This window comes from Pseudomonas sp. LFS074, from assembly GCF_047978165.1.
In the GTDB taxonomy this organism is placed as follows: domain Bacteria; phylum Pseudomonadota; class Gammaproteobacteria; order Pseudomonadales; family Pseudomonadaceae; genus Aquipseudomonas; species Aquipseudomonas putida_P.
Genome location: NZ_JBFPFV010000001.1, coordinates 784,075 through 807,699, shown reverse-complemented (window position 1 = coordinate 807,699; position 23,625 = coordinate 784,075). Strand labels below are relative to the sequence as shown.

The 23,625-nt window shown below is 63.4% G+C and carries 23 protein-coding genes and 1 tRNA gene; 8 read left to right on the top strand and 16 right to left on the bottom strand.

The window, feature by feature from the left end; all coding sequences use genetic code 11:
• Nucleotides 1-80: 80 nt before the first annotated feature.
• The 5 genes from ycaC to ACNQP3_RS03745 all read right to left on the bottom strand — a co-directional run bounded on the left by ycaC (nucleotide 81) and on the right by ACNQP3_RS03745 (nucleotide 5,937).
• Complete coding sequence (gene ycaC, locus ACNQP3_RS03765) at nucleotides 81-701, bottom strand: isochorismate family cysteine hydrolase YcaC (protein ID WP_012270461.1); 621 nt, start codon at nucleotides 699-701, stop codon at nucleotides 81-83.
• Between the two features lie 102 nt (nucleotides 702-803).
• On the bottom strand, nucleotides 804-1,823 hold the full coding sequence (locus ACNQP3_RS03760; RefSeq protein WP_012270460.1) for a transporter: 1,020 nt from the start codon (nucleotides 1,821-1,823) through the stop codon (nucleotides 804-806).
• Nucleotides 1,824-1,932: 109 nt separating this feature from the next.
• Nucleotides 1,933-4,353, bottom strand: coding sequence for a TonB-dependent siderophore receptor (locus ACNQP3_RS03755; protein ID WP_264316814.1), 2,421 nt, complete (start codon nucleotides 4,351-4,353; stop codon nucleotides 1,933-1,935).
• Nucleotides 4,354-4,492: 139 nt separating this feature from the next.
• A complete protein-coding gene (locus ACNQP3_RS03750; RefSeq protein WP_012270458.1) occupies nucleotides 4,493-5,437 on the bottom strand; it encodes a FecR domain-containing protein in 945 nt (314 codons plus the stop codon).
• Nucleotides 5,434-5,937: a sigma-70 family RNA polymerase sigma factor gene (locus ACNQP3_RS03745; RefSeq protein WP_264316813.1), complete on the bottom strand. Its 504-nt coding sequence runs from the start codon at nucleotides 5,935-5,937 to the stop codon at nucleotides 5,434-5,436. The genes ACNQP3_RS03750 and ACNQP3_RS03745 overlap by 4 nt, the downstream gene beginning before the upstream one ends.
• 200 nt (nucleotides 5,938-6,137) lie before the next feature.
• Here ACNQP3_RS03745 and ACNQP3_RS03740 point away from each other — a divergent pair, with 200 nt between their 5' ends.
• The 3 genes from ACNQP3_RS03740 (at nucleotide 6,138) to ACNQP3_RS03730 (ending at nucleotide 9,562) form a co-directional block, all read left to right on the top strand.
• A complete protein-coding gene (locus ACNQP3_RS03740) occupies nucleotides 6,138-6,527 on the top strand; it encodes a YybH family protein (RefSeq protein ID WP_060492872.1) in 390 nt (129 codons plus the stop codon).
• Nucleotides 6,528-6,618: 91 nt separating this feature from the next.
• Nucleotides 6,619-8,118, top strand: a complete 1,500-nt coding sequence (locus tag ACNQP3_RS03735) for a purine-cytosine permease family protein (protein ID WP_060514801.1) — start codon at nucleotides 6,619-6,621, stop codon at nucleotides 8,116-8,118.
• 13 nt (nucleotides 8,119-8,131) lie between these two features.
• Nucleotides 8,132-9,562: an aldehyde dehydrogenase family protein gene (locus ACNQP3_RS03730; RefSeq protein ID WP_264316812.1), complete on the top strand. Its 1,431-nt coding sequence runs from the start codon at nucleotides 8,132-8,134 to the stop codon at nucleotides 9,560-9,562.
• A gap of 106 nt (nucleotides 9,563-9,668) precedes the next feature.
• Here ACNQP3_RS03730 and ACNQP3_RS03725 read toward each other — a convergent pair whose 3' ends face one another.
• The 3 genes from ACNQP3_RS03725 to ACNQP3_RS03715 form a co-directional block, all read right to left on the bottom strand.
• Nucleotides 9,669-12,080, bottom strand: a complete 2,412-nt coding sequence (locus ACNQP3_RS03725; protein ID WP_012270453.1) for a DUF3772 domain-containing protein — start codon at nucleotides 12,078-12,080, stop codon at nucleotides 9,669-9,671.
• 56 nt (nucleotides 12,081-12,136) lie between these two features.
• Nucleotides 12,137-13,189, bottom strand: a complete 1,053-nt coding sequence (gene ada, locus ACNQP3_RS03720; RefSeq protein WP_012270452.1) for a bifunctional DNA-binding transcriptional regulator/O6-methylguanine-DNA methyltransferase Ada — start codon at nucleotides 13,187-13,189, stop codon at nucleotides 12,137-12,139.
• Nucleotides 13,190-13,259: 70 nt separating this feature from the next.
• Nucleotides 13,260-13,886, bottom strand: coding sequence for a DNA-3-methyladenine glycosylase family protein (locus tag ACNQP3_RS03715; protein ID WP_012270451.1), 627 nt, complete (start codon nucleotides 13,884-13,886; stop codon nucleotides 13,260-13,262).
• A 171-nt stretch (nucleotides 13,887-14,057) separates the two neighbouring features.
• Between ACNQP3_RS03715 and ACNQP3_RS03710 the strand changes: the two genes are divergently transcribed.
• Together ACNQP3_RS03710 and ACNQP3_RS03705 are read left to right on the top strand one after the other, a co-directional pair.
• Nucleotides 14,058-14,573 (top strand): sigma-70 family RNA polymerase sigma factor, encoded by a 516-nt coding sequence (locus ACNQP3_RS03710; RefSeq protein WP_012270450.1) that lies wholly within the window; start codon nucleotides 14,058-14,060, stop codon nucleotides 14,571-14,573.
• Entirely contained in the window at nucleotides 14,560-15,516 is a 957-nt protein-coding gene (locus tag ACNQP3_RS03705) for a FecR domain-containing protein (RefSeq protein WP_264316811.1), read from the top strand. Before ACNQP3_RS03710 ends, ACNQP3_RS03705 begins: the two co-directional genes overlap by 14 nt.
• A 6-nt stretch (nucleotides 15,517-15,522) precedes the next feature.
• Here ACNQP3_RS03705 and ACNQP3_RS03700 read toward each other — a convergent pair whose 3' ends face one another.
• From ACNQP3_RS03700 to ACNQP3_RS03690, 3 genes are all read right to left on the bottom strand, one after another.
• Nucleotides 15,523-16,680 (bottom strand): MFS transporter, encoded by a 1,158-nt coding sequence (locus tag ACNQP3_RS03700; RefSeq protein WP_012270448.1) that lies wholly within the window; start codon nucleotides 16,678-16,680, stop codon nucleotides 15,523-15,525.
• 83 nt (nucleotides 16,681-16,763) lie between these two features.
• Entirely contained in the window at nucleotides 16,764-16,901 is a 138-nt protein-coding gene (locus tag ACNQP3_RS03695; protein ID WP_171577253.1) for a hypothetical protein, read from the bottom strand.
• 101 nt (nucleotides 16,902-17,002) lie between these two features.
• On the bottom strand, nucleotides 17,003-18,217 hold the full coding sequence (locus ACNQP3_RS03690) for an MFS transporter (protein WP_012270447.1): 1,215 nt from the start codon (nucleotides 18,215-18,217) through the stop codon (nucleotides 17,003-17,005).
• A 184-nt stretch (nucleotides 18,218-18,401) separates the two neighbouring features.
• Here ACNQP3_RS03690 and ACNQP3_RS03685 point away from each other — a divergent pair, with 184 nt between their 5' ends.
• Nucleotides 18,402-19,334, top strand: coding sequence for a FecR family protein (locus ACNQP3_RS03685; protein WP_012270446.1), 933 nt, complete (start codon nucleotides 18,402-18,404; stop codon nucleotides 19,332-19,334).
• 95 nt (nucleotides 19,335-19,429) lie between these two features.
• Nucleotides 19,430-19,506, top strand: a tRNA-Met gene (locus ACNQP3_RS03680).
• Between the two features lie 89 nt (nucleotides 19,507-19,595).
• Here ACNQP3_RS03680 and ACNQP3_RS03675 read toward each other — a convergent pair.
• Together ACNQP3_RS03675 and ACNQP3_RS03670 are read right to left on the bottom strand one after the other, a co-directional pair.
• Nucleotides 19,596-19,880 (bottom strand): DUF4880 domain-containing protein, encoded by a 285-nt coding sequence (locus ACNQP3_RS03675; protein WP_012270445.1) that lies wholly within the window; start codon nucleotides 19,878-19,880, stop codon nucleotides 19,596-19,598.
• Nucleotides 19,881-19,987: 107 nt separating this feature from the next.
• On the bottom strand, nucleotides 19,988-20,602 hold the full coding sequence (locus ACNQP3_RS03670; RefSeq protein WP_012270444.1) for a LysE family translocator: 615 nt from the start codon (nucleotides 20,600-20,602) through the stop codon (nucleotides 19,988-19,990).
• A gap of 165 nt (nucleotides 20,603-20,767) precedes the next feature.
• Between ACNQP3_RS03670 and ACNQP3_RS03665 the strand changes: the two genes are divergently transcribed.
• Nucleotides 20,768-21,685: a LysR substrate-binding domain-containing protein gene (locus ACNQP3_RS03665; RefSeq protein ID WP_012270443.1), complete on the top strand. Its 918-nt coding sequence runs from the start codon at nucleotides 20,768-20,770 to the stop codon at nucleotides 21,683-21,685.
• Here the strand turns inward: ACNQP3_RS03665 and ACNQP3_RS03660 are convergent.
• The 3 genes from ACNQP3_RS03660 to ACNQP3_RS03650 all read right to left on the bottom strand — a co-directional run bounded on the left by ACNQP3_RS03660 (nucleotide 21,625) and on the right by ACNQP3_RS03650 (nucleotide 23,503).
• Nucleotides 21,625-22,200, bottom strand: a complete 576-nt coding sequence (locus ACNQP3_RS03660; RefSeq protein WP_264316810.1) for a DUF882 domain-containing protein — start codon at nucleotides 22,198-22,200, stop codon at nucleotides 21,625-21,627. The genes ACNQP3_RS03665 and ACNQP3_RS03660 overlap by 61 nt on opposite strands.
• A 65-nt stretch (nucleotides 22,201-22,265) precedes the next feature.
• Nucleotides 22,266-22,721 carry a ribosomal protein S18-alanine N-acetyltransferase gene (rimI, locus tag ACNQP3_RS03655; protein WP_012270441.1) on the bottom strand — a complete coding sequence of 152 codons (456 nt, stop codon included), beginning with the start codon at nucleotides 22,719-22,721 and terminating at the stop codon, nucleotides 22,266-22,268.
• The gene (locus ACNQP3_RS03650; RefSeq protein ID WP_264316809.1) at nucleotides 22,718-23,503 is read right to left on the bottom strand and encodes an energy transducer TonB; all 786 of its coding nucleotides are present in this window, start codon (nucleotides 23,501-23,503) and stop codon (nucleotides 22,718-22,720) included. The genes rimI and ACNQP3_RS03650 overlap by 4 nt, the downstream gene beginning before the upstream one ends.
• Nucleotides 23,504-23,625 lie beyond the last annotated feature (122 nt).

The following is a 23,625-nucleotide window of genomic DNA, read 5'->3' as shown; positions in this document are numbered from 1 at the left end:
CAGTATGGTCGATTCATGACGGTTTGCCGCTTCGCTTGCAGATTGATGCGGGGGCTGCCGTGCAGCCCCGCCGGGTGGCGCTATTTGGCCAGCTTGTTGTAACTGGTCATCAAGTTGCGGTAGTCGGGGATATGGTTGGAGAACAGGGTACCCAGCCCCTCGATGTCATTGCGCCAGTCACGGTGCAGCTCGCAGGCCACGCCGAACCAGGTCATCAGCTGCGCCCCCGCAGCCTCCATGCGCCGCCAGGCCGAATCTCGGGTCAGTTCGTTGAAGGTGCCTGATGCATCGGTGACAACGAATACTTCGAAGCCCTCCTCCAGTGCCGACAAGGCCGGGAAGGCCACACACACTTCAGTGACGACACCGGCGATCAGCAACTGCTTCTTGCCGGTGGCTTTGACTGCTTTGACGAAGTCTTCGTTGTCCCAGGCGTTGATGTTGCCGGGGCGTGCAATGTAGGGGGCGTTGGGGAACTGCTCTTTCAGTTCCGGCACCAGCGGGCCGTTGGGGCCGGTCTCGAAGCTGGTGGTAAGGATGGTCGGCAGCTTGAAGTACTTGGCCAGGTCCGAGAGGGCCAGCACATTGTTCTTGAAGCGGTCGGGGTCGATGTCCCTTACCAGCGAGAGCAGGCCGGTCTGGTGGTCGACCAGCAGCACGGCGGCGTTGTTCTTGTCCAGACGCTTGTATTGGAAGCTCACGGTGGATCTCCTTGCTTCAGCGGGTTGGGAGTATCAGCGTAGGCAAGGATGAAGGGTGGGAGCGACCGTCAGTCGGTTCGCTTGTTCTGTGCCTGCCCAGTTTTAGTATTCCCGGCGCTTGCGAAACGCCCAGCGCCCAACCAGCACGGTGAAGGTCGCCACCAGGGCAACCAGCACCCAGAAGCCATGGGGGTTTTCCGCCAGCGGCACGCCACCCACGTTCATGCCGAAGAAGCCCGCGATGATGTTGATCGGCAGCGCCAGCACCGTTACCACGGTCAGGGTGAACAAAGTGCGGTTGGTCTGTTCGTTGACCTTGGCGGCGATTTCTTCCTGCAGCAGCTTGATCCGCTCGCCCAGGGCGGTGAGGTCGCTGATCACCAGGGTGAACTCTTCAGTGGCGGCACGCAGTTGGCGTATGTCCTGTTCCTTCAGCCACTCCGGCGGGCGGTTGAGCAAGCGCAACAGCGCCCCCGGCTCCAGCGCCAGCAGGCGCTGCAAGCGCACCAGAACCCGGCGCATGCTGCCCAGCTCGGCACGGTTGTCGCTTAGGCGCTGGGACAGCAACTGGTCTTCGATGCGATCGACGCTGGTGGTGGTTTCACGCACGATCTGGGTCAGCACATCGCCCTGGTCACGCAGCAGGTGGACCAACAGTTCGATGGACGAATGAAAACGCTCACCCTGCTTGACCGACGAACGCAGCTTGTCCACCGAGTGCAACGGCTGCAGTCGCGCACTCACCAGCAACTGGCTGCTGGCACAGGCCCACAGCGTGGAAATGTCCGACGACACCAGGCCGAAGTTGAACACCACATCGTTGACCACTGCCAGCAGTGCTGAGTCGGCGTGCTCGATGCGGGTCGAGCGGGAACCTTCGCGCAGCGTTTCGAAGAAAGCGTCGGGCAACTGCAGGTGGGTGCGCAGCCAGCGCTCGCAGGCTGCGTGGGCCAGGTTCAGGTGCACCCAGAGAAACTCACCGGGCTCCAGCGGCTGGCCGAGCGTGTGCAACAACTGCGTCGAATCGATTTCGCGCCCTGGCTGGCCGGGGCGGAAAGCGAAGGCGTAGAGCAAGCCGAACAGGTCGTGGTCCTGTGGCAGGTGCAGCGCGGGATGGCCCATTCGAACTCGCAATGAGGCACGGGGAGATGGCAGAAATGTTGCTGAATATTCGTTGCAGCCAGATGACAGCAACCTTCAGCGGCACTGCCCGCTCCCACAGGGTCGGTGTCTACCAGCGATAGGTGGCCGTGCCCAGCACTGTGCGACCATTGCCGTAGATACAGCGGGTAGCGTCATAGCATCCCGCCACATACTCTTTGTCGGCCAGGTTGCTGGCGTTTACCGCAAACCGCCACGGCCCGGTTTCGTAATGCACGGCGGCATCGAGCAAGGTATAGGCCGGCACGTTCAGCGAGTTGTCCGGTGCCCCCGGATTGCGACCGGTGTAGCGCACCCCTGCGCCGAAACCCAGGCCCTTGAGCAAGCCATCGTGCAAGGTGTAGTCAGCCCATACCGAGGCCAGGTTGCGCGGTGTCGGGATGCTGATGGGCGTCTTGCCATCGGTCTCATCGTTGGCCTTGGTCACCTTCACGTCCTGGTAGGTATAGGTGGCGATCAAGTTGAGCTCATTGCTCAGGCTGGCCACCCCTTCCAACTCGATGCCACGCGAGCGCACCTGCCCCGTCTGTACTTTGTCATTGGGGTTGCCTGGCGCAGTGGTCAGCACGTTGTCCTGGGTAATCTCGAAGACAGCGGCAGTCAGCGAGCTGTTCGAGCCCGGTGGCTGGTACTTGATACCCGCTTCGTATTGCTTGGCTTCGGTGGGCTCGAATGGCTGATTGTTGGCATCGGTGCCAGGGTTTGGCGTGAAACCTTCGCTGTAGCTCAGGTAGGGTGCCAGGCCGTTGTCGGCCAGATACACCAGGCCAACCCGGCCACTGAACGCCTCGTCACGGGTATGTATTTCGGGATCGGAACCGGCATCGGTCCAGTTTCGGGTTTGCGATGTGGCCCAGTCATAGCGACCACCCAGGGTCAGTACCCAATGGTCGTCGAAGTGCAATTGGTCTTGCAGGTACAACCCGGTTTGTCGGCTGGTCTGATGGCTGTAGCTCCAGGTGTCCGGAGTGAACTGGCTTGGGTCGACCGGGCCATAGTCCGTGCCGCCATACAGGTCGACAGGGGTGGTCAGGACGTAGGCCTGCGGGTCAGAGGTTTGCTGACGCTGCCAATCCACACCGATCAGCAGGGTATGGCGGATGTCGCCAGTACTGAAGTCGGCCTGGGCCTGGTTATCCACAGCCCAGCGGCTGTACTTGGGGTTCTCGATGCCGGCGTAGCGTAACAGTGTGCGCTCGTCACCACCTTCCATGCCGTAGTAGGCGGTAGTGCCAACACCAAAGACCATGTTGTCATTCAGGTCCAGATGCGAATAACGCAGGTTCTGGCGCAGCTGCCAGACGTCGTTCAGGCGCGTTTCGAATTCGTAGCCGAGGCTGTACTGGGTCTTCTCGTACTTTGAGAAGTGCTTGTCGCCGGTGAAGGTATCGCGACCGATCTTGCCGTAGGGCGAGTGGGACAAAGTACCAACTGCCGGCAGGAAGTTGTCCTGGGCGTTGGAATCGTCCGCCAGGTAATTGCCCATTACGGTCAGCCGGGTCTCTTCCGACGGCTGCCAGGTCAGGGCGGCGGAGAGTGCCTGGCGCTTGTCCTCCCAAGGGGTGTCGCGAATGTTGGCTTCATGGCCGATGGCCGTTATGCGGTAGCTCCAAACGCCCTCGTCATCCAACGCGCCGGTGCTGTCGAAGCCCAGCTGTCGGCGCGCGTCAGTGCCGTACTGGGCCTGGATTTCGTGGCTGCTGACCGTGCTCGGGCGCTTGGATACCTGGTTGATCACCCCACCGGGGTCGCCCTGCCCATACAAGACGCCTGCCGGACCACGCAGCACTTCGACACGTTCGAGCATGTAGGGGTCGACCATCCAGCTGGCCAGGTTGATGGTGGTCGGCAGTTGCAGGCCGTCTAGATAGGTCGTCGGCGAGAAGCCGCGTACGACCGTGTACCAGTCGGAGCGGTTGTTGGCGCCGTAGGAAGACACGCCCGGGGTGTAACGCAGGGCCTCATTGACCGACTGCACGCCTTGAGCCTCCATGCGTTCACGGGTTACCACCGAAATTGACTGCGGGGTCTCATGGATAGGCGTGTCGGTCTTGGTTGCAGTGACACTGCGCTTGGCCACGTAGCTGCCCACCGGCCCCAGCGGGTTCTCTTCGCCCAGGGCGGAAATGGTCTGTGCCTGCAAGGTGACCGCCCCTTGGCTCGTCGCACATACCAGGCGCCAGCTGCCATCGCTGCTGGCTTCGGCGGCCAAGTCAGTGTTGCCGAGCAGGGAAGCGAAGCCTACGTCGATCGGGTAATCACCTGACAGGCCGCGGCTGCTCAGGCCACGTGTGAGTGCCGGGTCGAAACTCAGCAGCACGCCGGCCTGGCGGGCATAGGCGTTGAGGGCACCTTCCAGGCTACCGGCCGGGACCTCGACGTGGTGGCTTGGCGCAGCCTGCGCCAGGCTGCCGATGGGCAGGCTGACACTCAGGCCCAGCAGGGCGATACGCAGAGCGCGGGCAAGCGGGGTGTGCGGGGACGACGCCATGGGGTTTCCTTGTGGTCATGAGCGGAATTGCAAGGAGGCCGAGCCACGGCGAAAAAACTGCAAAAAAAAGAAAATAGTTTCTGTGAGATGTGCATGAACGTTTTCGCGGGCATGCCCGCGAAGGGGCTCACGCGCTTTGTCAGGCCGGCTCCAGGGTCACCCACCAGCGGGTCAAGTACCGCGTTCGCACAGGCAAAGTACGGCCCAATGCCGCCAGCGCCCGGTCCGGCTCGTCCAGCGGAAACACCCCGGAAATCAGCAAGTCCGCTACCGCAGGGTCACAGCGCAACACCCCGTTGCGATAACGCCCGAGCTCGGCACACAGGCGGGCCAAAGGCCACTGCCGAACGACCAGATACCCGTCGCGCCAAGCCAGTGCGTCACGGTCCAATGGCTGGGTCGCAAATACCCTTTGCCGGTTGAAACGCACCTGCTCCCCCGCGCGTATAACGGCTGCAGATTGCAGCAAGGTACCCGGCCGCACCGCAACGGCCCCCTCCTCCACGGCCAGCAACGCACTCTCGTCATTCAGCCGCACCGAGAAACCGGTCCCGAGTGCCTGCAAGGTCCCCAAGGGGGTTTCAACCCAGAATGGCCGTTCGGCCCCTTGCTTGCCGGTCTGGATCATCACCTCGCCAGCCAGCAGATTTATACGCCGCTGCTGGCTGTCGAATGCCAGGTCCAACGCGCTACCACTGTTCATCTGCAGCCAGCCGCCATCCGGCAGTTGCAGGCGCCTGCGCTCACCCATGGCAGTGCGCTGCCCTGCCAGCCAGGGCGAGCCGCGCATCCCCAGGCTGGCACTACCGACCACGGCTGAGCCGCCCAATAGCAACGCCAGCCCTTTGAGTACCGTGCGTCGATCGCGGTAACGCAGGGCCTGGCTTGCCTGGGGTGGCGGCATCGCCCCCAGGCGCCCGTCGAACACCGCCAGCCGTTGCCAGGCCTGCTCATGGCTTGGGTGCAAACCGCGCCAACGCTGGCAGGCTTCCAGTTCTTCGACCTGGGCCAGCCCCGAGGCCAGGCGCACGCGCCAGCCGATGGCCTGCGCCACCACTTGCTCAGTCGGTTCCGATGCGCTCACGAATACAGCACCCGGTAGCAATGGCCGAACGCCTGGGTCATGTACTGCTGCACCGAACTGAGCGAGAGGCCCAGCTGTTCGGCAATTTGTGGATAAGTCAGCCCGTCCAGCTGCGACAGCAGGAACGCGCTACGCACCTTGGGCTTCAGCCCATCGAGCATTCGGTCGATTTCCACCAGAGTTTCCAGCACCAGCACCCGCGCTTCGGCTGGCGGAGCTTCCGGCTCAGGCAGCGCCGCGAGGCTGTCGAGCCAGGCCCGTTCCAGGCTCAGCCGGCGGTAATGGTCCACCACCAGCCCCTTGGCGACGGTGGCCAGAAATGCACGTGGCTCGCGCAGGCCATTCAAGGTGTCACGCCCCAGCAGGCGAAGGAACGTGTCCTGGGCCAGGTCGGCAGCCTGGTGCTGGCACTCCAGGCGCTTGAACAGCCAACCACGCAGCCAGGAGTGATGGCCACGGTAAAGCTCGCCGACTTGAGCGTTGTGGGGCAGCGACGACACGGGAGTACCTCGAGGCAGGGTTACGCGAGGGTGTTAATGGGAAGCAGTATTATTTACAAGTGCGCGCATTTCAAGAGACTTGCCCATGGCCATCACTTCACAAATTCCTGAACTGATTATTTGCCGTCAGCGATTTGTCCCCTCGCCAACCACCACCAGAATCGCTTCACCATAATCACAAAAACCGTGAGGCCACTCCCGTGGACCAGACACTCCAGGTGCGCCAAGCCGCCGCCGACCTCGTCGCCGCGTTCGCCAGCAACGACACCGCCCGCTATTTCGCCTGTTTCAGCGAAGACGCCACATTCCTGTTCCACACCTTGCCGCAGCCGCTGCTGTCGCGCCGCGCCTACGAAGACCTTTGGGCCCAGTGGCAGGCCGAAGGCTTTGCCGTGCTCGCCTGCGAGTCGAGCAACGCCCAGGTAAGCCTGCAAGGTGACGTGGCGATCTTCATGCACGATGTGGCCACGCATATCCGTATCGCCGGTGAAGACCACCGCTTGAGCGAACGCGAGACAATTGTCTTTCGCCGCCAGGCCGACCAGTGGTTGGCCTGTCACGAGCACCTGTCGGTCGTAACGCCGGCCTGATCACCTTTACGCGGCACTGCCGCCCTGCCATCGCACCCACAAGAAGGCCCGCGCACTGCGCAGGCTACAACAACCGCGCTGGAGCACCACCATGAGCCACTCGACCGGTATCGAGACCAACGGCGTCGAACAGATCCCCGCCGATCAACGCGACGCCTCCCCACTGGACCTGTTCCGCCTGATCTTCGGCGGTGCCAATACCTTCGCTACCGCCGTGCTGGGCAGTTTCCCGGTGCTGTTCGGGCTGTCGTTCCAGGCGGGTGTGTGGGCCATTCTGCTTGGCGTTGGCGTCGGTGCACTGATCCTCGCACCGATGGGGTTGTTCGGCGCGCTCAACGGCACCAACAACGCCGTTTCGTCAGGCGCGCACTTTGGCGTGCACGGGCGTATCGTCGGCTCGTTCCTGTCACTGCTCACGGCGGTGGCGTTCTTCTCGCTGTCGGTTTGGAGCTCGGGGGATGCCCTGGTCGGCGGAGCCAAGCGCCTGGCCGGCCTGCCGGAAACCGACCTGACCCTGGGCCTGGCCTACGGCTTGTTCGCGGTGCTGGTACTGGTGGTATGCATCTTCGGCTTCCGCTTCATGTTGTGGGTCAACAAGATTGCCGTGTGGGCTTCAAGCCTGCTGTTCCTGTTGGGCATCGTCGCCTTTGCCGGCCCGTTCGATGCGGGTTATGCAGGCAGTGTCAACCTTGGCCAGGCAGGCTTCTGGGCGGCGTTCGTCGGCGCAGCGATCCTGGCCATGAGCAACCCGGTGTCGTTCGGCGCCTTCCTGGGCGACTGGTCGCGCTACATCCCGCGTGAGACGCCCAAGGCGCGCATCATGCTGGCAGTGATCGCGGCACAGGGCGCAACGCTGATTCCGTTCCTGTTCGGCCTGTGTACTGCCACCCTGGTTGCCACCCAGGCACCGGACTACATCGCCGCCAACAACTATGTGGGCGGCCTGCTGGCGGTAGCGCCAAGTTGGTTCTTCCTGCCGGTGTGCCTGATTGCGGTGATCGGCGGCATGTCCACCGGCACCACCGCGCTGTATGGCACGGGCCTGGACATGTCCAGCGTGTTCCCCCGCTTGCTCAGCCGTGCCGGCGCCACGCTGCTGATCGGCGTGCTGGCAATCGGCTTCATCTTCGTTGGCCGCTTCACCTTCAACCTGGTGCAGAGCGTGTCGACCTTTGCCGTGCTGATCATTACCTGCACAAGCCCGTGGATGGTGATCATGATCCTTGGCCTGATTACTCGCCGCGGCTTCTACCACGCCGATGACCTGCAGGTGTTCACCCGCGGCCAGCGTGGTGGCCACTACTGGTTCCTGCACGGCTGGAACTGGCGCGGCATGGGGGCGTGGATCCCCAGCGCGGCGGTCGGCCTGTGCTTCGTCAACCTGCCGGGGCAGTTCGTCGGCCCGCTGGGCGACCTGGCCGGTGGCATCGACCTGAGCCTGCCGGTCACCCTGGGGCTGGCTGGCGTGCTGTACCTGCTGCTGCTCAACCTGTTCCCTGAACCTGCTGGCGTGTATGGCCCCCAGGGCCCGCGTTGGGTGCGCTGCAAAAGCACCGCGCGCACGCCTGTGACCACTGCCGAAATGGCCTGACTGGAAACCGACCATGACCACTTCCCACTATATCGCCGGCCGTTGGGTCGAAGGCCAGGGCAGCGACTGCATCAGCGTCAACGACCCTGCGCTGGGGCAACCGTTCGCCGAACTGATGGCCGCCAGCGTGGCCCAGGTCGATCAGGCCGTAGCCGCTGCCCGCAGCGCTCTGCCCGCCTGGAAAAACACCAGCGCCAGCGAACGCGCAACCTTCCTGCGTGGCTTTGCCGAACAGCTCGGGCAGCGCCGTGAAGCGCTGATCACCTTGCAGATGCGCAACAACGGCAAACCCCGTCACGAGGCCGAAATCGACCTGGATGACGCCATCGCCACCTTCGGCTACTACGCCGAACTGGCCGAGCAACTGCCGTCGAAAAACCGTGACGTGCCGCTGGCCGCACCCGGTTTTACCGCCCGTACCCGCCTGGAGCCGGTGGGCGTGGTCGGCCTGATCGTGCCGTGGAACTTCCCGCTGGTCACCAGTGCCTGGAAGCTCGCCCCGGCCCTGGCTGCCGGCTGCACCGTGGTGCTCAAACCGTCGGAGGTCACCCCGCTGATCGAGCAGGCCTACGGCCAGCTCGCCGACGCCCTGGGCCTGCCGGCCGGCGTGCTGAACATTGTCAACGGCAAGGCCGAGACTGGCGCCGCGCTCAGCAACCATAACGGCCTGGACAAGCTGTCGTTCACCGGCAGCAACAGCGTCGGCAGCCAGGTAATGCGTAGCGCGTCGGCGCAGTGCCGGCCGGTGACACTGGAGCTGGGCGGCAAGTCAGCCATCGTGGTGTTCGACGATTGCGACATCGACCAGGCAGTGGAGTGGATTGTTGCCGGCATCAGCTGGAACGCCGGGCAGATGTGTTCGGCCACTTCACGGCTGCTGGTCCAGGACGGCATTGCCGATGCGCTGTTGCCGCGCTTGCAGGCGGCACTGGAAAACCTTCGGGTGGGCAACCCATTGACCGAAGAGGTCGACATGGGCCCGCTGACCAGCCAGGCGCAGTGGCTGAAGGTGGCCAGCTACTTTGCCACGGCGCGGGAAGAAGGTTTGCAGTGCCTGGCCGGCGGCAAGGCTTTGGACCGTGATGGCTGGTTCGTCAGCCCCACGCTGTATGCCGACGTGCCGAAAGACAGCCGCCTGTGGACCGAGGAAATATTTGGCCCAGTGCTGTGCGCACGGCGCTTTGCGACAGAAGAACAGGCGATTGCCGAAGCCAACGACAGCCGCTTCGGGCTGGTAGCCACCGTCTGCTCCGCTAACCTGGAGCGTGCCGAGCGCGTGGCCGATGCGCTGGAGGTTGGCCACGTATGGATCAACTCTGTGCAGGCAGTGTTCGTCGAAACCTCGTGGGGCGGTACCAAGGGCAGCGGGATCGGCCGCGAGCTGGGGCCTTGGGGGTTGTCGGCGTACCAATCGGTCAAGCATGTGACGCGCTGCCTCGGCTAACATCGCAAGGCGCCGCTCCCCCAGCAAGTGTGCAGCCCTTCAGCATGCGCGGTACCTGTGGGAGCGGCCTTGTGCCGCGATAGGGCTGCAGAGCAGCCCCCGGCATTCACACCGATTCGTCAGCGGGGCGCACACCCTCTTGCACCAGTACCATGCTCTGTGGCGAAGACAGGGGAATACCTTCGTCACGCAGGCGCCCAAGAATGGTGAACAGCAGGTCGCTGCGGGTGCCTGACACCTGCCGCGGCCCGGCCACGTAGCCGCTGACGCCAATCACCATGCCACTGGTCGTCAGGTCCTTGAACGACACCGAAGAAGCCGGCGCATCCAGAATCGCCTCATGCTCGTGGTAGGCCGCCAGCAGCAGCTCACGCACCTGGTTGGCATCGGTCTCCAGCGGCAGTGTCAAGGTAATGCTGACCACACCCAGCGCATTGCCCATGGTCACGTTGCGCACGTTCTGCGAGATGAACTGCGAGTTGGGCACGATCACCGTTGAACGGTCTGACATCTGGATTTCGGTGGCGCGCACGTTGATGCGGCGGATATCGCCCTCGACACCCGCCAGGCTCACCCAATCACCCACCTTCACCGGGCGCTCGGTCAACAGGATCAGGCCGGAGATAAAGTTCTGCACAATCTGCTGCAGGCCGAAACCGATACCGACCGACAGCGCACTGACCACCCAGGTCAGGCTGGTGAGATTGATGCGCAAGGTCGACATCACCAGCATGGCCAGGAACAGGAAACCCAGGTAACCCACCAGGGTCACCAGCGAGGCCCGCATGCCGGCGTCCATGTCGGTTTCCGGCAGCAGGCGATCGCTCAGCCAGCGCTTGACCACACGGATGGCGAACAGGCCACCCAAGAAAATCGCCAGGGCCAGCAGGATGTCCTGCGGCACGATATTCAGGTTGCCGAGCAGCTTGCCGCCGGTGCCGTCCCAATCGCCCAGGCTCAGCAGCAGTTCGCTGGGGCTGGTGCCCGATGGCATCAACACCAGCAACAGCGCCAGGAACAGCACGATGGTGCGGCCGATGCCAGCCAGGATGGTGCTGGCTTGCGCCTGGTGACGAGGTGCCAGGCCCAGGGTCGAGGCCAGCGCCAGGCCTCCGGGCTGGCGTGGCGACAGCAGGGTTTCGCACAGGTCGCCGAAGAAGGTGGTCAGCAAGTAGGCACAAGTGACCACCAGGCTGACCCACAGCAACTTGGCAGTGAGGAAATAGGCAAGCGTCAGGTAGCCGGTGAGCAGTGCCAGCAGGATCAACGCCAGCCAGATGACCATCACGAACGGGATCAGCCCAGCCAGGCCCGTCGGGCGCTCCAGTTCATGCTTGCGCAGGGTGTGGCGATAACGCAGCAACGCGCCGGCAAAGATGAACGCCACTACCAGTGCGGTCAGCCCGTTGACGGCCACCGTCAGCGCCAGGCTGGCGCCGATCACACTGTTCATGCGCTCCATGGTCATCATGACCATCAGGGCCAATGCCAGTACCTTCGGGAACCAGCCCAGCGCGCTGGCAACTTCGTCATGGATCGGCGGCAGCCGCCAGGACGGCCGCTGCAGCATCAGCATGGCGCGGCCCAGGCCGGTAATGAAGGCACTGAACACGACCAGGGCGAGAATGTGGTTGGTCAGGCTGGCGATATCCGAACCCAACTCTGCACTGCTTTCCAGCCCCCAGCGCAGCAACGAAACAGAACCGGCGATGGTACCCAAGGTTGCCAGGCTGACACCAAGGGCCAAAGCGCTGCGGCGCAGGCGCCCTTCGGGCAGCCAGCCGACCATGGCACTGGCCAGCAAGCGCTCGAGCACGCGGCGCACCAAGGTCCATACCAGAATCGCCGCCACCAGGCTGGTAATGAACAGCCAGCGGTGATCGGCGCTGAAGGCGCTGTTGATGGCATCGGCTGCCTCGCCGCGCAGGTCGCGCAGGCGCGCCACGTCGTCCTGGGTGGGGCGGATGATGCTCTGCCAGAACGCCGGGCTCAGTGGCGAAGCGGCACGGCTGGTGATCTGCGAGTTGAACTGGCTGCGGCGCAGGTTGACGATTTGCGTGGACAGGTCGCGGGCCGACTGGGTCAGCTTGATGGCCTGGTCCTGCTGGGCTACCAGCGCCTTTTTCTCAGCCTCCAGCGCTTTGCGCTGCTGGGTCAGAGTGAGTGCCTCGTCCGGCTGGGCCGGGCCGATGACCTTCAGCTTGTCGTCGAGTTTTCCCACATCGGCAGTGCGCTGTGCACTCAATGCATCGGCCTGACGCTGAACCTGCATGGCTGCAAGACGCAGTTGCGACAGCAGGTCGTCGTTGGCCTCGCTGGTGACGCCCTGACGGATCTGGTCCAGGCGGTCGTTCAGCTGTTCAAGGCTGGCGTTTTCGTCCAGTGCTGGCGCTTCGGCAGCCGCCAAATTGGACAATGGCGTGGCCGGGGCCGACCACGCCGGGCTGGCGAGCACCAGCATAAAGGCCAGCAGGGCCATCAGGCCTGGGCAACTACGGGCAAGGCTGACACGCCTCATCGAATATTCCTCTTTACAATTCGATTTGGCGGGGGATTCTACGCGGCTTCTGGCAATCAGGAGAGTGCCGTCTCTCGCTTCAGCAATTGCTCTTTGCGCTCCACGCCCCAGCGGTAGCCGCTGATGTCGCCATCCCGGCGCACCACGCGGTGGCAGGGGATGGCCACGGCAATGGGGTTGGCCGCGCAGGCCATGGCCACTGCACGCACGGCCTTGGGCGCGCCAATGCGCTCGGCAATGTCGGTGTAGCTGACCCGGCTGCCGGCCGGCACCTCGCGCAGGGCCTGCCACACTCGCTCCTGAAACGCGGTGCCTTGCACATCCAGCGGCAGGGCCAGGCCCAGCGCCGGGGCCTCGACGAAACCGATCACTTCGGCGACCAGCCGTTCGTAGGCGCTGTCACCGCCTATCAGGTGAGCCTTGGGGAACTGGTCCTGCAAGGCGTTCAACAAGGCTTCGGGGTCGTCACCCAGCAGGATCGCGCATATGCCCTTGTCGCTCTGGGCCACCAGAATCGCGCCCAGCGAGCACTGCCCCAAGGCAAAATGGAGGGTAGCCCCGGCACCGCCGGCGCGGTACTGCCGTGGGCGCATGCCCAGGCGCTGGTCGGCGCTTTCGTAGAAGCGGCTGTTGGAGTTGTAGCCGGCGTCGTAGATGGCATCGGTGACCGAGCGCTGGCCGTCTTCCAGGTGCGCGCGCAAGCGACGGGCGCGGAAGGCCGTGGCGTAGGCTTTGGGGGTAACGCCGGTTTCGGCCTTGAACAGCCGGTGCAGGTGGAAGGGGCTGACGGCCAGTTGCGCACTGAGCTGGTCGAGGCTGGGCGCGGGGTCGCTGGTTTCGATCAGCCGGCAGGCGCGGGTGACCAGCTGGCGATGGCGGGCGGTGCTGGCCTTGCCGATACAGCGTTTGCAGGCGCGATAGCCCGCGGCTTCGGCAGCAGCGGGGGTGTCGTAGAAATCGACGTTCGTGCGTTTGGCCAGGCGTGATTTACAGCCAGGGTGGCAGTACACACCAGTGGTGCGTACGGCGTACACGAAGTGGCCTGTGGCGGTGGCGTCGCGGGACTCGACAGCTTGCCAGCGTTGGTCGGGGGTGGTGTAGAGGGTCATGGTTCAGCATCCAGATAAGTTGTCGCCTGTACTGGCCCGCGAAAGGGCCGCAACGGGCAATGCAATAGCCTCAGGCACGCCACAGATACCAGGCCGCCACCGTACGAAACGGCCGCCAAGCGCCCCCCAGCGAGCGCATCTGCGCCGGTGTCGGCGCCTTCTCCAGCCCCTTGAGCCGCCGGTACCCTTCACGCACACCAAAATCGTCCACTGGCAAAATGTCCGATCGCTCAAGGCTATAGATCAGCAGCATCTCGACCGTCCATCGCCCTACCCCACGCAGCGCCACCAGGCGTTCGATCAAGGCCTCGTCGGCCATGGCCAACGCCTGCTCCCGCGTCGGCACCAAGCCCTCCAGACTGGCTTGAGCGATACCCTGGATCGTCGCCAACTTGCTCGCCGAGAAGCCGCAGGCCCGCAAGGTTTGCGGGGTAACCGCCAGCAACTGCTCTGGCTGCGGGAAGGCATTCGCCGGAAACAGAGCCAGCAACCGCCCCAGGATCGCTTCCGCCGCACGCGCGTGCAGCTGCTGATAGGCAATCGCCCGCACCAACGCTTCGTAAGGCTCACGTCCCGAGGTGGCCTGGTGCAGACAAGGCCCGGTCGCCGCAATGTGCCGCGACCAGTCCGGGTCAAGTGACGCCAGGTGTGCGGTGGCCTCGCGGTAGGCCTCGGGGGAAAGGTCGGCCAGAATCATGGCAACTCCGTCAAGTCGATTGCAGGTCCAGCTTAGCGCAGCCGCTCATCGGGCAAACGCCGGTTCTTGCGCGGCTAATTCCTGGCATACCATTGCTCCGCGCCATTCTCCCCGCATAGAATTGAGAACTATTCACAATCGCACACATCACGGGACCGGGCCTTCGCTACGATGCAGTTCAACGACACGCTCAAACCGACCGAGGTCGCTCTGCTCTACCAGTCCCACCATGCCTGGCTGCGCAGCTGGTTGCGCAGCCGGGTCGGCTGTAGCGAACACGCCGCAGACCTGGCGCAGGATACCTTCGTGCGCGTGTTGCGCGCCCGCCAGGTGTCGCCGCTGAAGGAGCCGCGCGCCTACCTCAGCAGCATCGCCCGTGGCTTGATGATCGACCAGTTCCGCCGCCGCGCGCTGGAACGGGCTTACCAGGAAAGCCTGGCTAACCTGCCCGAAGCAGAGGTGCCCAGCGAAGAGGACAGGCTGGTCATCCTCGATAGCCTGGAACGCCTCGACCGCGCCTTGCACCAGTTGAAGCCGCGCGTGCGCCAGGCGTTCCTGCTGGCACAGCTCGACGGTTTGAGCATCGTGCAGGTCGCCCAACGCCTGGAGGTGTCCAGGGCCACCGTCGAGCGCGATCTGGCCAAGGCCCTGGGTGTCTGCTATCGGTTGCGCTATGCCGATGCCTGATGATACGCCGGCACAGGTGCAGGTCGATCAGGCCATCGACTGGTTGGTGAAACTGCGCTTCGACAGCCCCAGCGCGCGTACCGAGCAGCAGTTTCAGCAGTGGCTGGGCAGCCACCCGCACAACCCCTTGGCCTGGCAGCGGGTCAGTCATCTGGGCGACGAGCTGGCCGGGCTGCCCAAGGACCTGAGCCGGCGCACCCTGGAGGGTAGCCAGCGCCAACGCGTCAGCCGCCGGGACCACCTGAAGTTGCTGGGGCTGTTGGCCGTAGGCGGCAGCCTGGGCTGGGCCGCACGCGAACCGCTGGGCCTGCCACAACTGCTGGCCGACAGCAGCACCGCCACGGGTGAACGGCGCCAGTGGCAAAGTACTGACGGTAGCCGTATCCAGCTCAACACTGCCAGCGCCATCGACCTGCACTTCAGCGCGCAGCAACGCCAGCTGGAGCTGATACGGGGCGAAATCAGCCTGGACAGCAACCCGAATGACAACCGCCCGTTCCACATCGACACCCGTATCGGTCCGCTGACCACCGTCGATGGCCAACTGTTGCTGCGTGAAAACAGCCAGGGCCTGCTGCTGTCGGTGCGTCGAGGTGAAGTCACGCTGTTCCCTGCCTCGGCCTCACCGAGGCAGGTGCTGCCAGGTGAAACCTTGCAAGTCGGGACCAACGGCAGCATCCAGGCGTTGGCGCTGCACAGCGACCCTTGGGGCTGGACTGACGGGGTACTCAGCGTGCAACAAATGCCACTTGCCGAATTTGTCAGCGAACTCGGCCGCTACCGCCCGGGCCTGTTGCGCTGCGCTCCAGAGGTGGCGGGCCTGAAGGTCTCAGGCACCTATCAGTTGGCCGACACCGAGCAAATCCTGCAGTTGCTCAGCCGCAGCCTGCCGGTGCGGGTCGACTACAGGACCCGCTACTGGGTAAGCATCGGCGCGGCGTGAGGGGCATTATTCCGCCACAGCCCGCATCCGCCCTGCACGCCGATACGACTGCCTGGCAAAGCACACGAACAGCCCGGCCATCAGTGCCAGCGCCATGGGCAGGCCATGCGGCGCGACGTTCATGGCTGCCCCACTGACCAACGGCCCCACCAGGCTGCCCACGCCCCACAACAAGCCCACGCTGGCATTGGCTGTCACCAGGTCCTGGCCCTTGAAGCGCTGCCCGATCAGCACCAGCGCCAGGGTATAGATGCCCCCTGCCACCGCGCCCAGCACCACCAGCAGCGGCCACAGCAGCCAGGTCAGGTTCAGCAGCCAAGGCAAGCCGATGCCGATCGCCATCGCCACCAGCCCGCACGCGAGGTGCAGCCCGGTGCGCTCGACCCGGTCGGCCAACCAGCCCAACGGCAGCTGGAACAGCATGTCGCCGGCAAACACCACTGTCACCATCAACGCCGCCACGCCAACGGCAAAACCATGACTGGTGGCGTAAACCGGTAGCAGCGACAGCACCACGGCATCGAAGAACGAGAAGAATAGCACGGCCATGCACAACGCCGGCGCCACACGGAAAAACCCGGCTAGGCCGAAGCTCTTTTCGCCCTCTTCGTGTTCGACATGGTCGTTGGGCACGGTCAGCACGATGCACAGCAACGCCAGCCCATAGCAGACCGTGACGACACCCGTTATCCAGGGGCTGTTTGCGCCCAGCACTGCCAGCATGGCTGGGCCAAGCACCTGAAAACCGGTGAAGCTGGTGGCGTACAGGGCCATGATCTTGCCGCGGTTGTGCTCTGGGCACAGTTCGTTGACCCACGACTCGCCGAGGATGATGGCGATCCCCATGCCAAGCCCCAGCCCCAGGCGTAGCAGCGCCAGCAGCCACAGCGAGCCGAACGCCGATTCAAGCAAGGCAATGCTGACCGTGCACAGGCTGAAACACAGCAGATAGATGGTGCGCCGGGTGAGATGACGGCAACAGGCGTCGACCAGAAACGCCGAGAGCATCATGCCTGCGGCAGGGATGGCCGAGATGATGCCGATTTCCAGGGTGCTTGCCCCCGCCTCATGCAGGCGCAACGACACCAGCGGCAAGCTGGCCCCCAGGCTGAAACCCACAACCGAAACGGCGAACAACAGGCCCGCCAGTAAACGCATGTTCATGTACCACTCCTTGCAAACCGAAAAGACGTGCAGACACAGGCGCGCACGCCGGGGCGGCGAGCGACGCAAAAGCGCAGATCAGTTCAGGCGAGGTGTGGCGAAAAGGTGAAGGCAAACAGCACGCTGCGGCGGCGCTTGAGTACCGTGTCGCTCGGCCATGCACGACGCAGGGCCTGGAAGGCAGGCTGGCGGGCGCTGGGCAGGGATTGGGTACGGCACATTGCTTTGGCTACTACGCAGGTGGTTGGAAAAAAGAGGCGGCACTCTAGGCCAAGGGTGCCCAATCGTCAATCGTCGGGGCTGCTTTGCAGCCCCGCTTGCATCAGCGCTTACCGGTGCTCGGCAACAACACCGCCAGTAGCCCGAACAATGGCAGGAACGAGCACAGCCCGTACACATACTCGATACCGCGCAGGTCTGCCACATACCCCAACAGCGCCGCGCCAATGCCGCCAAAGCCGAACATCAAGCCGAAGAAGATCCCGGCAATCATGCCCACACTGCCCGGTACCAGTTCCTGCGCATACACCACGATGGCCGAGAACGCCGACGCCAGGATAAAACCGATCACCACGCTCAGTACCGTGGTCCAGAACAGGTCGGCATACGGCAGCGCCAAGGTGAACGGCGCCACGCCCAGGATCGAGAACCAGATCACCGCCTTGCGCCCGATACGGTCACCGATCGGCCCGCCAAAGAAGGTGCCCGCTGCTACCGCGCCGAGGAACAGGAACAGGTGCAGCTGCGAGCTGGCCACCGATACACCGAACTTCTCGATCAGGTAGAAGGTGAAGTAGCTCGTGAAGCTGGCCATGTAGAAGTACTTGGAGAACACCAACAGGCCCAGCACGATCAGCGCCGCGATCACCCGATTGCGCGAAATGCCGTGGGTGGCTTGCACCGCCTTGCGCGCCTTGGCCTGGTTGAGGTGCTCCTTGTACCAGCCGCGCAGCATCAGGGTGACACCGAGGAAGAATAGCCCCGCCAGGCCGAACCAGGCCACGTGGGTCTGACCGAACGGAATGACGATGGCCGCCGCCAGCAGCGGGCCCAGTGCTGAACCGGTGTTGCCGCCCACTTGGAAAGTCGACTGGGCCAGGCCGAAACGCCCACCCGAAGCCAACCGCGCGATACGCGAGGTTTCCGGGTGGAAGGTCGACGAGCCGATGCCCACCAGCGCCGACGCCAGCAAGATCATCGGGAAACTGCCGACGAAGGCCAGCATCACGATGCCCACCAGTGTGCACAGGGTGCCTAGGGGCAGCAGGTTGGGCGTCGGTCGGCGGTCGGTGAAGAAGCCGACCCAGGGCTGCAACAGCGAGGCGGTGATCTGGAATGTCAGGGTGATCATGCCAATCTGGGCGAAGCTCAGGTCGTAGTTGGCCTTGAGCATGGGGTAGATCGCCGGCAGTACCGACTGGATCAGGTCGTTAATCAAGTGCGCCAAGGCACAGAAACCGATGATGCGCATCACCAGCGGTGTGGCCTGGTTGGCCGTTGCAGCGGTGGATGCGGTGGAGGCACTACTGGTGGCCATTTGCCTAAATCTCCGTCCTCAGGTTTGGGATCCGATTATCGGGAAACAAATAGATACATAGCTACCTTTTTTATCCCTCTGTCGCAACGTACTTGAAAATGGTTCTCAATATAATTAGCATCCTTGGCTCATTATCCCTGTCATCGTTGGGCGAAACGGCCCCTATCGTGAGCAGACCGAACCCATGAGCCCGATGCCCGCCAAGCAACTGCAGCCCGACCCACAGCAGGAAGCGCTGGAGTGGTTTTCGTTGCTGCGCCAGCCCGGTTGCGACGACACCCAGCGCCAGGCATTCGCGGCCTGGTGCCAAGCCCCTGAGAACGCACACGCCTATGCCGAGCTGGAAACGTTCTGGCAACAACTGCAACCACCCCCCGCTCGCCCTCGCCCACGGCAAGTCGCTGTGCAGCGCAGCCACCTGGGCAAATGGTTGGCGGTTGTATTCCTGCTTGGTTTGGGCGCCGCAGCCTACCTGTACTGGCCGCTGATGCAACGCCTGGCCAGTGAGCTGCACACCGATGTGGGCGAGCGCCGCAGCACGCGCCTGGCAGATGGCACGACATTGAACCTGGACAGCGCCAGCGCGATGAACGTCGACCTGCGCGGGCGCACCCGCCTGCTGCACCTGGTGCAGGGCCAGGTGTTCATGGAAGTGATGCTCGACGGGCGAGCCATGGAGGTAGAAGTCGGCAACGCCCGCATCCAGGTGTACGGCACCCGCCTGCAGGTAGCCCGCCATGCCGGGCGTGACGAACTCGTGGTACTCAGTGGCAAGGCCATGGTCACCCAGGGCGGTGAGCAGCGCATGGTCTCGGCGGGTGAGCGGGTGACCTTCGATGGCATGCGCATCGACCCGGTGCAGAAGGCCGACCTGAAGACCGCCGACAGCTGGCGCAGCGGTCGCCTGAAAGCCACCGACATGCCTTTGGGGCAAGTGCTGGAACGCCTTGCCGGTTACCAAGGGCAGCGTCTGTGGATGATGGATGAACAAGTGGCGCATCGACGCGTGAGCGGCGATTTCAATCTCGACCGGCCTGGCGAAAGCCTGCAATCCCTGGCTGACGCCCAGCATCTGCAACTGCAGGGCGTGCTGGGACACTGGCTTGTGGTGCGCTGAAACAGGGGCTGGCTGCTAAGTTTTTGAAAGCGTGCAAATTTTTTTTGAAATGAGTGTTGACAGGGGGGCCGTTCAAGAGAATAATGCGCGCCATCGGCTACATAGCTCAGTTGGTTAGAGCATAGCATTCATAATGCTGGGGTCCGGGGTTCAAGTCCCTGTGTAGCCACCAAACAAGACGAAGGGCTTACCGCAAGGTAAGCCCTTTTTCTTTGCCTACGAAAAAGTTGTCGCCTGGCGATAGGCTGGCCCCTGCTGCAGCTACAGCGCCAATGACAGCGCCAATACCACGGCCACGATCAAGGCCAGTGCCTTCAGCCCCCGGCTCGAAAGGCGCTGCTGATTGCAGCTCAGTTGCGCGCTGCATGCAGGCGCCTGCTTGAGCACTTGCATGGGGCCCAGAGTTTCATGCATGCGCTGGAATGCTTCCAGATGCTCACTGTCCTGCGCTAACCAGGCACGGAACGCCTCACGGTCGCGCCCACTCGGCTGGCCCTCCAGACGCACCAGCCATTCGGCAGCTTCGTGAAGGATTTCCGGGCTCACAGACAGGCCTCAGCGGCGGCAGATGGGGTTGGTATCATCGCGAAGCTTCGCAAATGGGAATGATTCTATTCTAAATGGCCATCACCCCAACATGCAATCATCCCCGCTCAACGGATACCGGCCACCGCCACTGCCAGGCCAAGCCCGATCAACGCCAGCCCAATGACGCGGTCCACCAGCACCTGACGGTCGATCATTGCCTTGCGCAATGCTGTGCTGGAGAAAAACACTGCGACCAGGCTGAACCAAAGCCAATGGGCAAAGGACATGAATGCGCCGTAGGCGAATGCCTGCTTCAATGGGCTACCAGGTTGCACCACCTGGGTGAAGGCGCTGATGACGAATAACATGGTCTTGGGGTTGAGGGCGTTGGTCAGAAAGCCGGTGCGCAGCGCTTGCACCATGCTGGCGGCCGATTGACCGCCCCCCTCAAGGCTGATGCGTTGAGTATTGGTAAGCGATTTGTAGCCCAGGTAAACCAGATAGCCCGCGCCCAGTACTTTCATGCCCAGGAACAGCGCCGGGCTCTGGCTGATAACCACGGCAATGCCCAAGACCGTATACAGCACGTGCACTTGTACCCCCAGGGCGATACCCATTGCGGCGGCCAGCCCGGCCTTGCGGCCCTGTGCATAACTGCTGCGAGTGACCATGGCGAAGTCGGCGCCAGGACTGATGACGGCGAGCAGGGTAAACAAGGCGACGGCAATTAGTTCGGTCATGCTGAGGGGCTCTCGATAGGCGATGAAAATGCGCAGACCGCGTTATTATCGAGTGCTTATAGAAGAGTAAAAATCGATTTAAAGTGCTGTAAATCTGATAGTTTTCCTCACAGACAAGCAAAACGTTAACCTGTGCAAACGCTTGCACAGGCCAGCAGGAAGACCATGAAACTGCCGCCATTAAATGCCTTGCGTTACTTCGACATCGCCGCCCAAACCGAGAACTTCGTGCGCGCCGCCGAACACTTGCACGTCACTCACGGCGCGGTCAGCCGCCAGGTACGCCTGCTTGAAGAAAGCCTTGGCGTCGAGCTGTTCGAGCGCCGTAACCGGGCCATTTTCCTCACCCCCGCCGGCCGAGCCCTGCAAGGCACTACCCAGGCAATATTCGAACAACTCGAAGGCGCCGTGCAGCGCTTGCAACAACAGGCCCGCGACAATGTGCTGGTGCTGTCCTGCGAGCCGACCATCGCCATGCGTTGGCTGATCCCACGCCTGCCCCGCTTCCATGCTGCACACCCCGACCTGCAGTTGCACCTGGTGGCCGCAGGCGGGCCGCTGGACTTCGCCCGCAGCGGTGTCGACCTGGCAATCCGCCGCGACGACTTCCACTGGGGCAACCAGCTGTACAACCAGAAAATCTGTGACGAATGGATCGGCCCGGTGCGCCACCCCGGCGCCCCCATTCAACTGGACGGCCAGCGCTTGCTGCACAGCACCACCCGCCCCGCTGCATGGCCCACCTGGCTGCGCCTGAGCGGCCAGCAGGCACTGCACAACGAACGCAGCGACTACGAGCACTTCTACCTGTCTATCCAGGCCGCCAGCGCCGGCCTGGGCCTGGCCATGGCCTCAGCCCTGATGGTGGGCGACGAACTCGACAGCGGGCAGTTGCAGGCCCCCTACGGTTTTGTGCGCGACGGCTCGGCCTATCACCTGCTTAGCCCACTGCCCCTGGACGACAACAGCAAACGCCAGCGCTTCGCCGAGTGGGTAATGGACGAATGCCGGCGCTCTCTGGCTCATTTGGGCTTGTTGCAGAACGACGACCCCGCACTGCCATCGCCACCCCAGGTGCGATAACCGGCGGTATCCACGTGAATGCGGCCTGAAGGATAGCGCCCCAGGCCCATGTTCCAGGCCTGCCCGTGCTGCTGCCAGAAACGGCACAGCGGGTAGGGGTCGGCCCAGGCTGGCAGCAAGATATCGACGGCGAAAGCGCGCATATGCGCACTGTTCGCTGCCCCGCCGGCGCAGGCGTTCAGTCGCGGCTCACGGTAAGCCGAAACCACCTCGAACTGGCGCAGGATGCCTTGGTCATCGAGTGTCTTGATCAACGCAAGGGTGGTGCGCACAGCCGGCCAATTGCCGGCGGGTGGCACGGCGAAAGGCGACGCTCGGCACAGCTTCCAGTCCGAGGCCGACCGCAGCAACTGATGGATAGGCACTACCCCATATAGACGGGCATCGACCAGCATTTCACGAAAGGGCCGAGTTTGATGGTCACCAGCCCACTGGGCGAACATCCACACGTCGCGCTCATCGGCGTGAGCAGCCCCGGCAATCAACAGGCCTGCTACAAGAAGCAGTTTTTTCATCCTTAAGCCATCCGTGCTTGGAGAACAAAGAAAACCACGCTGTGGCTGCTATCGATTAAGCCAGGTCAATCCTCAAGCAGCGTGCAGGCCATCACCAGGGCATCTTCACGGCCACCAGCAATCGGATAATAGTCACGGCGTCGGCCGATTTCGTTGAAACCGTAACGTTCGTATAGACGATAAGCCGACTGGTTGCTGGCGCGTACTTCCAGGAAACATTCGCGACCATTGAGCTGGTAGGCCCGGGCCATCAGGTGCTCGAGCAGGCGCAGGCCCATGCCGCAACCCTGGTTTTCCGGCTTTACGGTGATATTGAGCAGGTGGGCTTCGTCGATGATCACGTTGATTACGCCATGGCCCACTTGCTGCTGGCCGTCGAACATCAGCCAGACCTCGTACGACTTGAGCGCATCCTGAAAGATTCCGCGGGTCCAGGGATGACTGAACGCGGCATATTCGATCTTAAGCACGGCATCCAGATCCGCCTCGGTCATCGGGCGGAAACTGATCGAGTCACTCATTCAACGCTCTTCCAGCGCGCCATCAGCTGGCGCATGGCTTTCCAGACGTCCGCCTTGCGTTGCGGCTCGTCCATCAACAGTTCAAGGCCCGGCAGCGCCCAGGCGTCGCCCAGGCCGTCCAGCTTAAGGGGTTGGTAATAGGCCTCGGCATCGGCATTGGCGGCAAAGCGCAGTGCCGGCAAGCCAATCAGCCACAGACAGGTGCTCGGGGCGTCTTCTAGGCGGGCCTGGACAAAACCCTGGACGAAATCGCGCGCGGCCTCCGGGCCCTGGTCCATGTTGCCGCGCACCAGCAGCGGCCAGCGCACAGGCTCGCCGATGATCTGCGGGGCGTCGGGCAGGCCGGCGGCACGCAGCATGTCCTTGAGCAGCAGGTAGGACGGGTCGCGGCTCTGGAACGGCTGGCCTGTGGCCAACTCCACCAGCAATAGGCAACTGCCGGTGCGCAGCAACTGCAACGAGAAGCGTGGAGGTGGCACGGGCGCCGGGCGGGGTGCCGCCGGCTGCTCTTCGGCCTCGACCGGCTTGGCGGCGGGTTTGGGCGCGCTGTTCGGGCGCGGGATCTCGATTTTCGGCCGTTCGCCGGAACGGGCCTGGGGTGTGGCGGGAGCGTCATTTGCAGCCGGTGCCGGCCTGATTTCGAAATCGACATCCTCGACCGTCGCCACCGGCAACAACAGCTCCGGCCGCGACGGTGCGGCGAACGGCAGTTCGGCGCGCGGCAACCAGTGCACCACTTGCATGGCGGAAAGGTAGGCGCGGCGACGGGGTTCGGTGAGCAAGGGATGGGTATCCGAGGGGTGAAGACAATTGGGCATTCTAACGTGTACGCCTTGGTTTTTGCAGCGCCTATCAGACCGAGCGCCGCCCGTGCGGCGCTCGCGCTCAAAAACGCCCCAAAAAC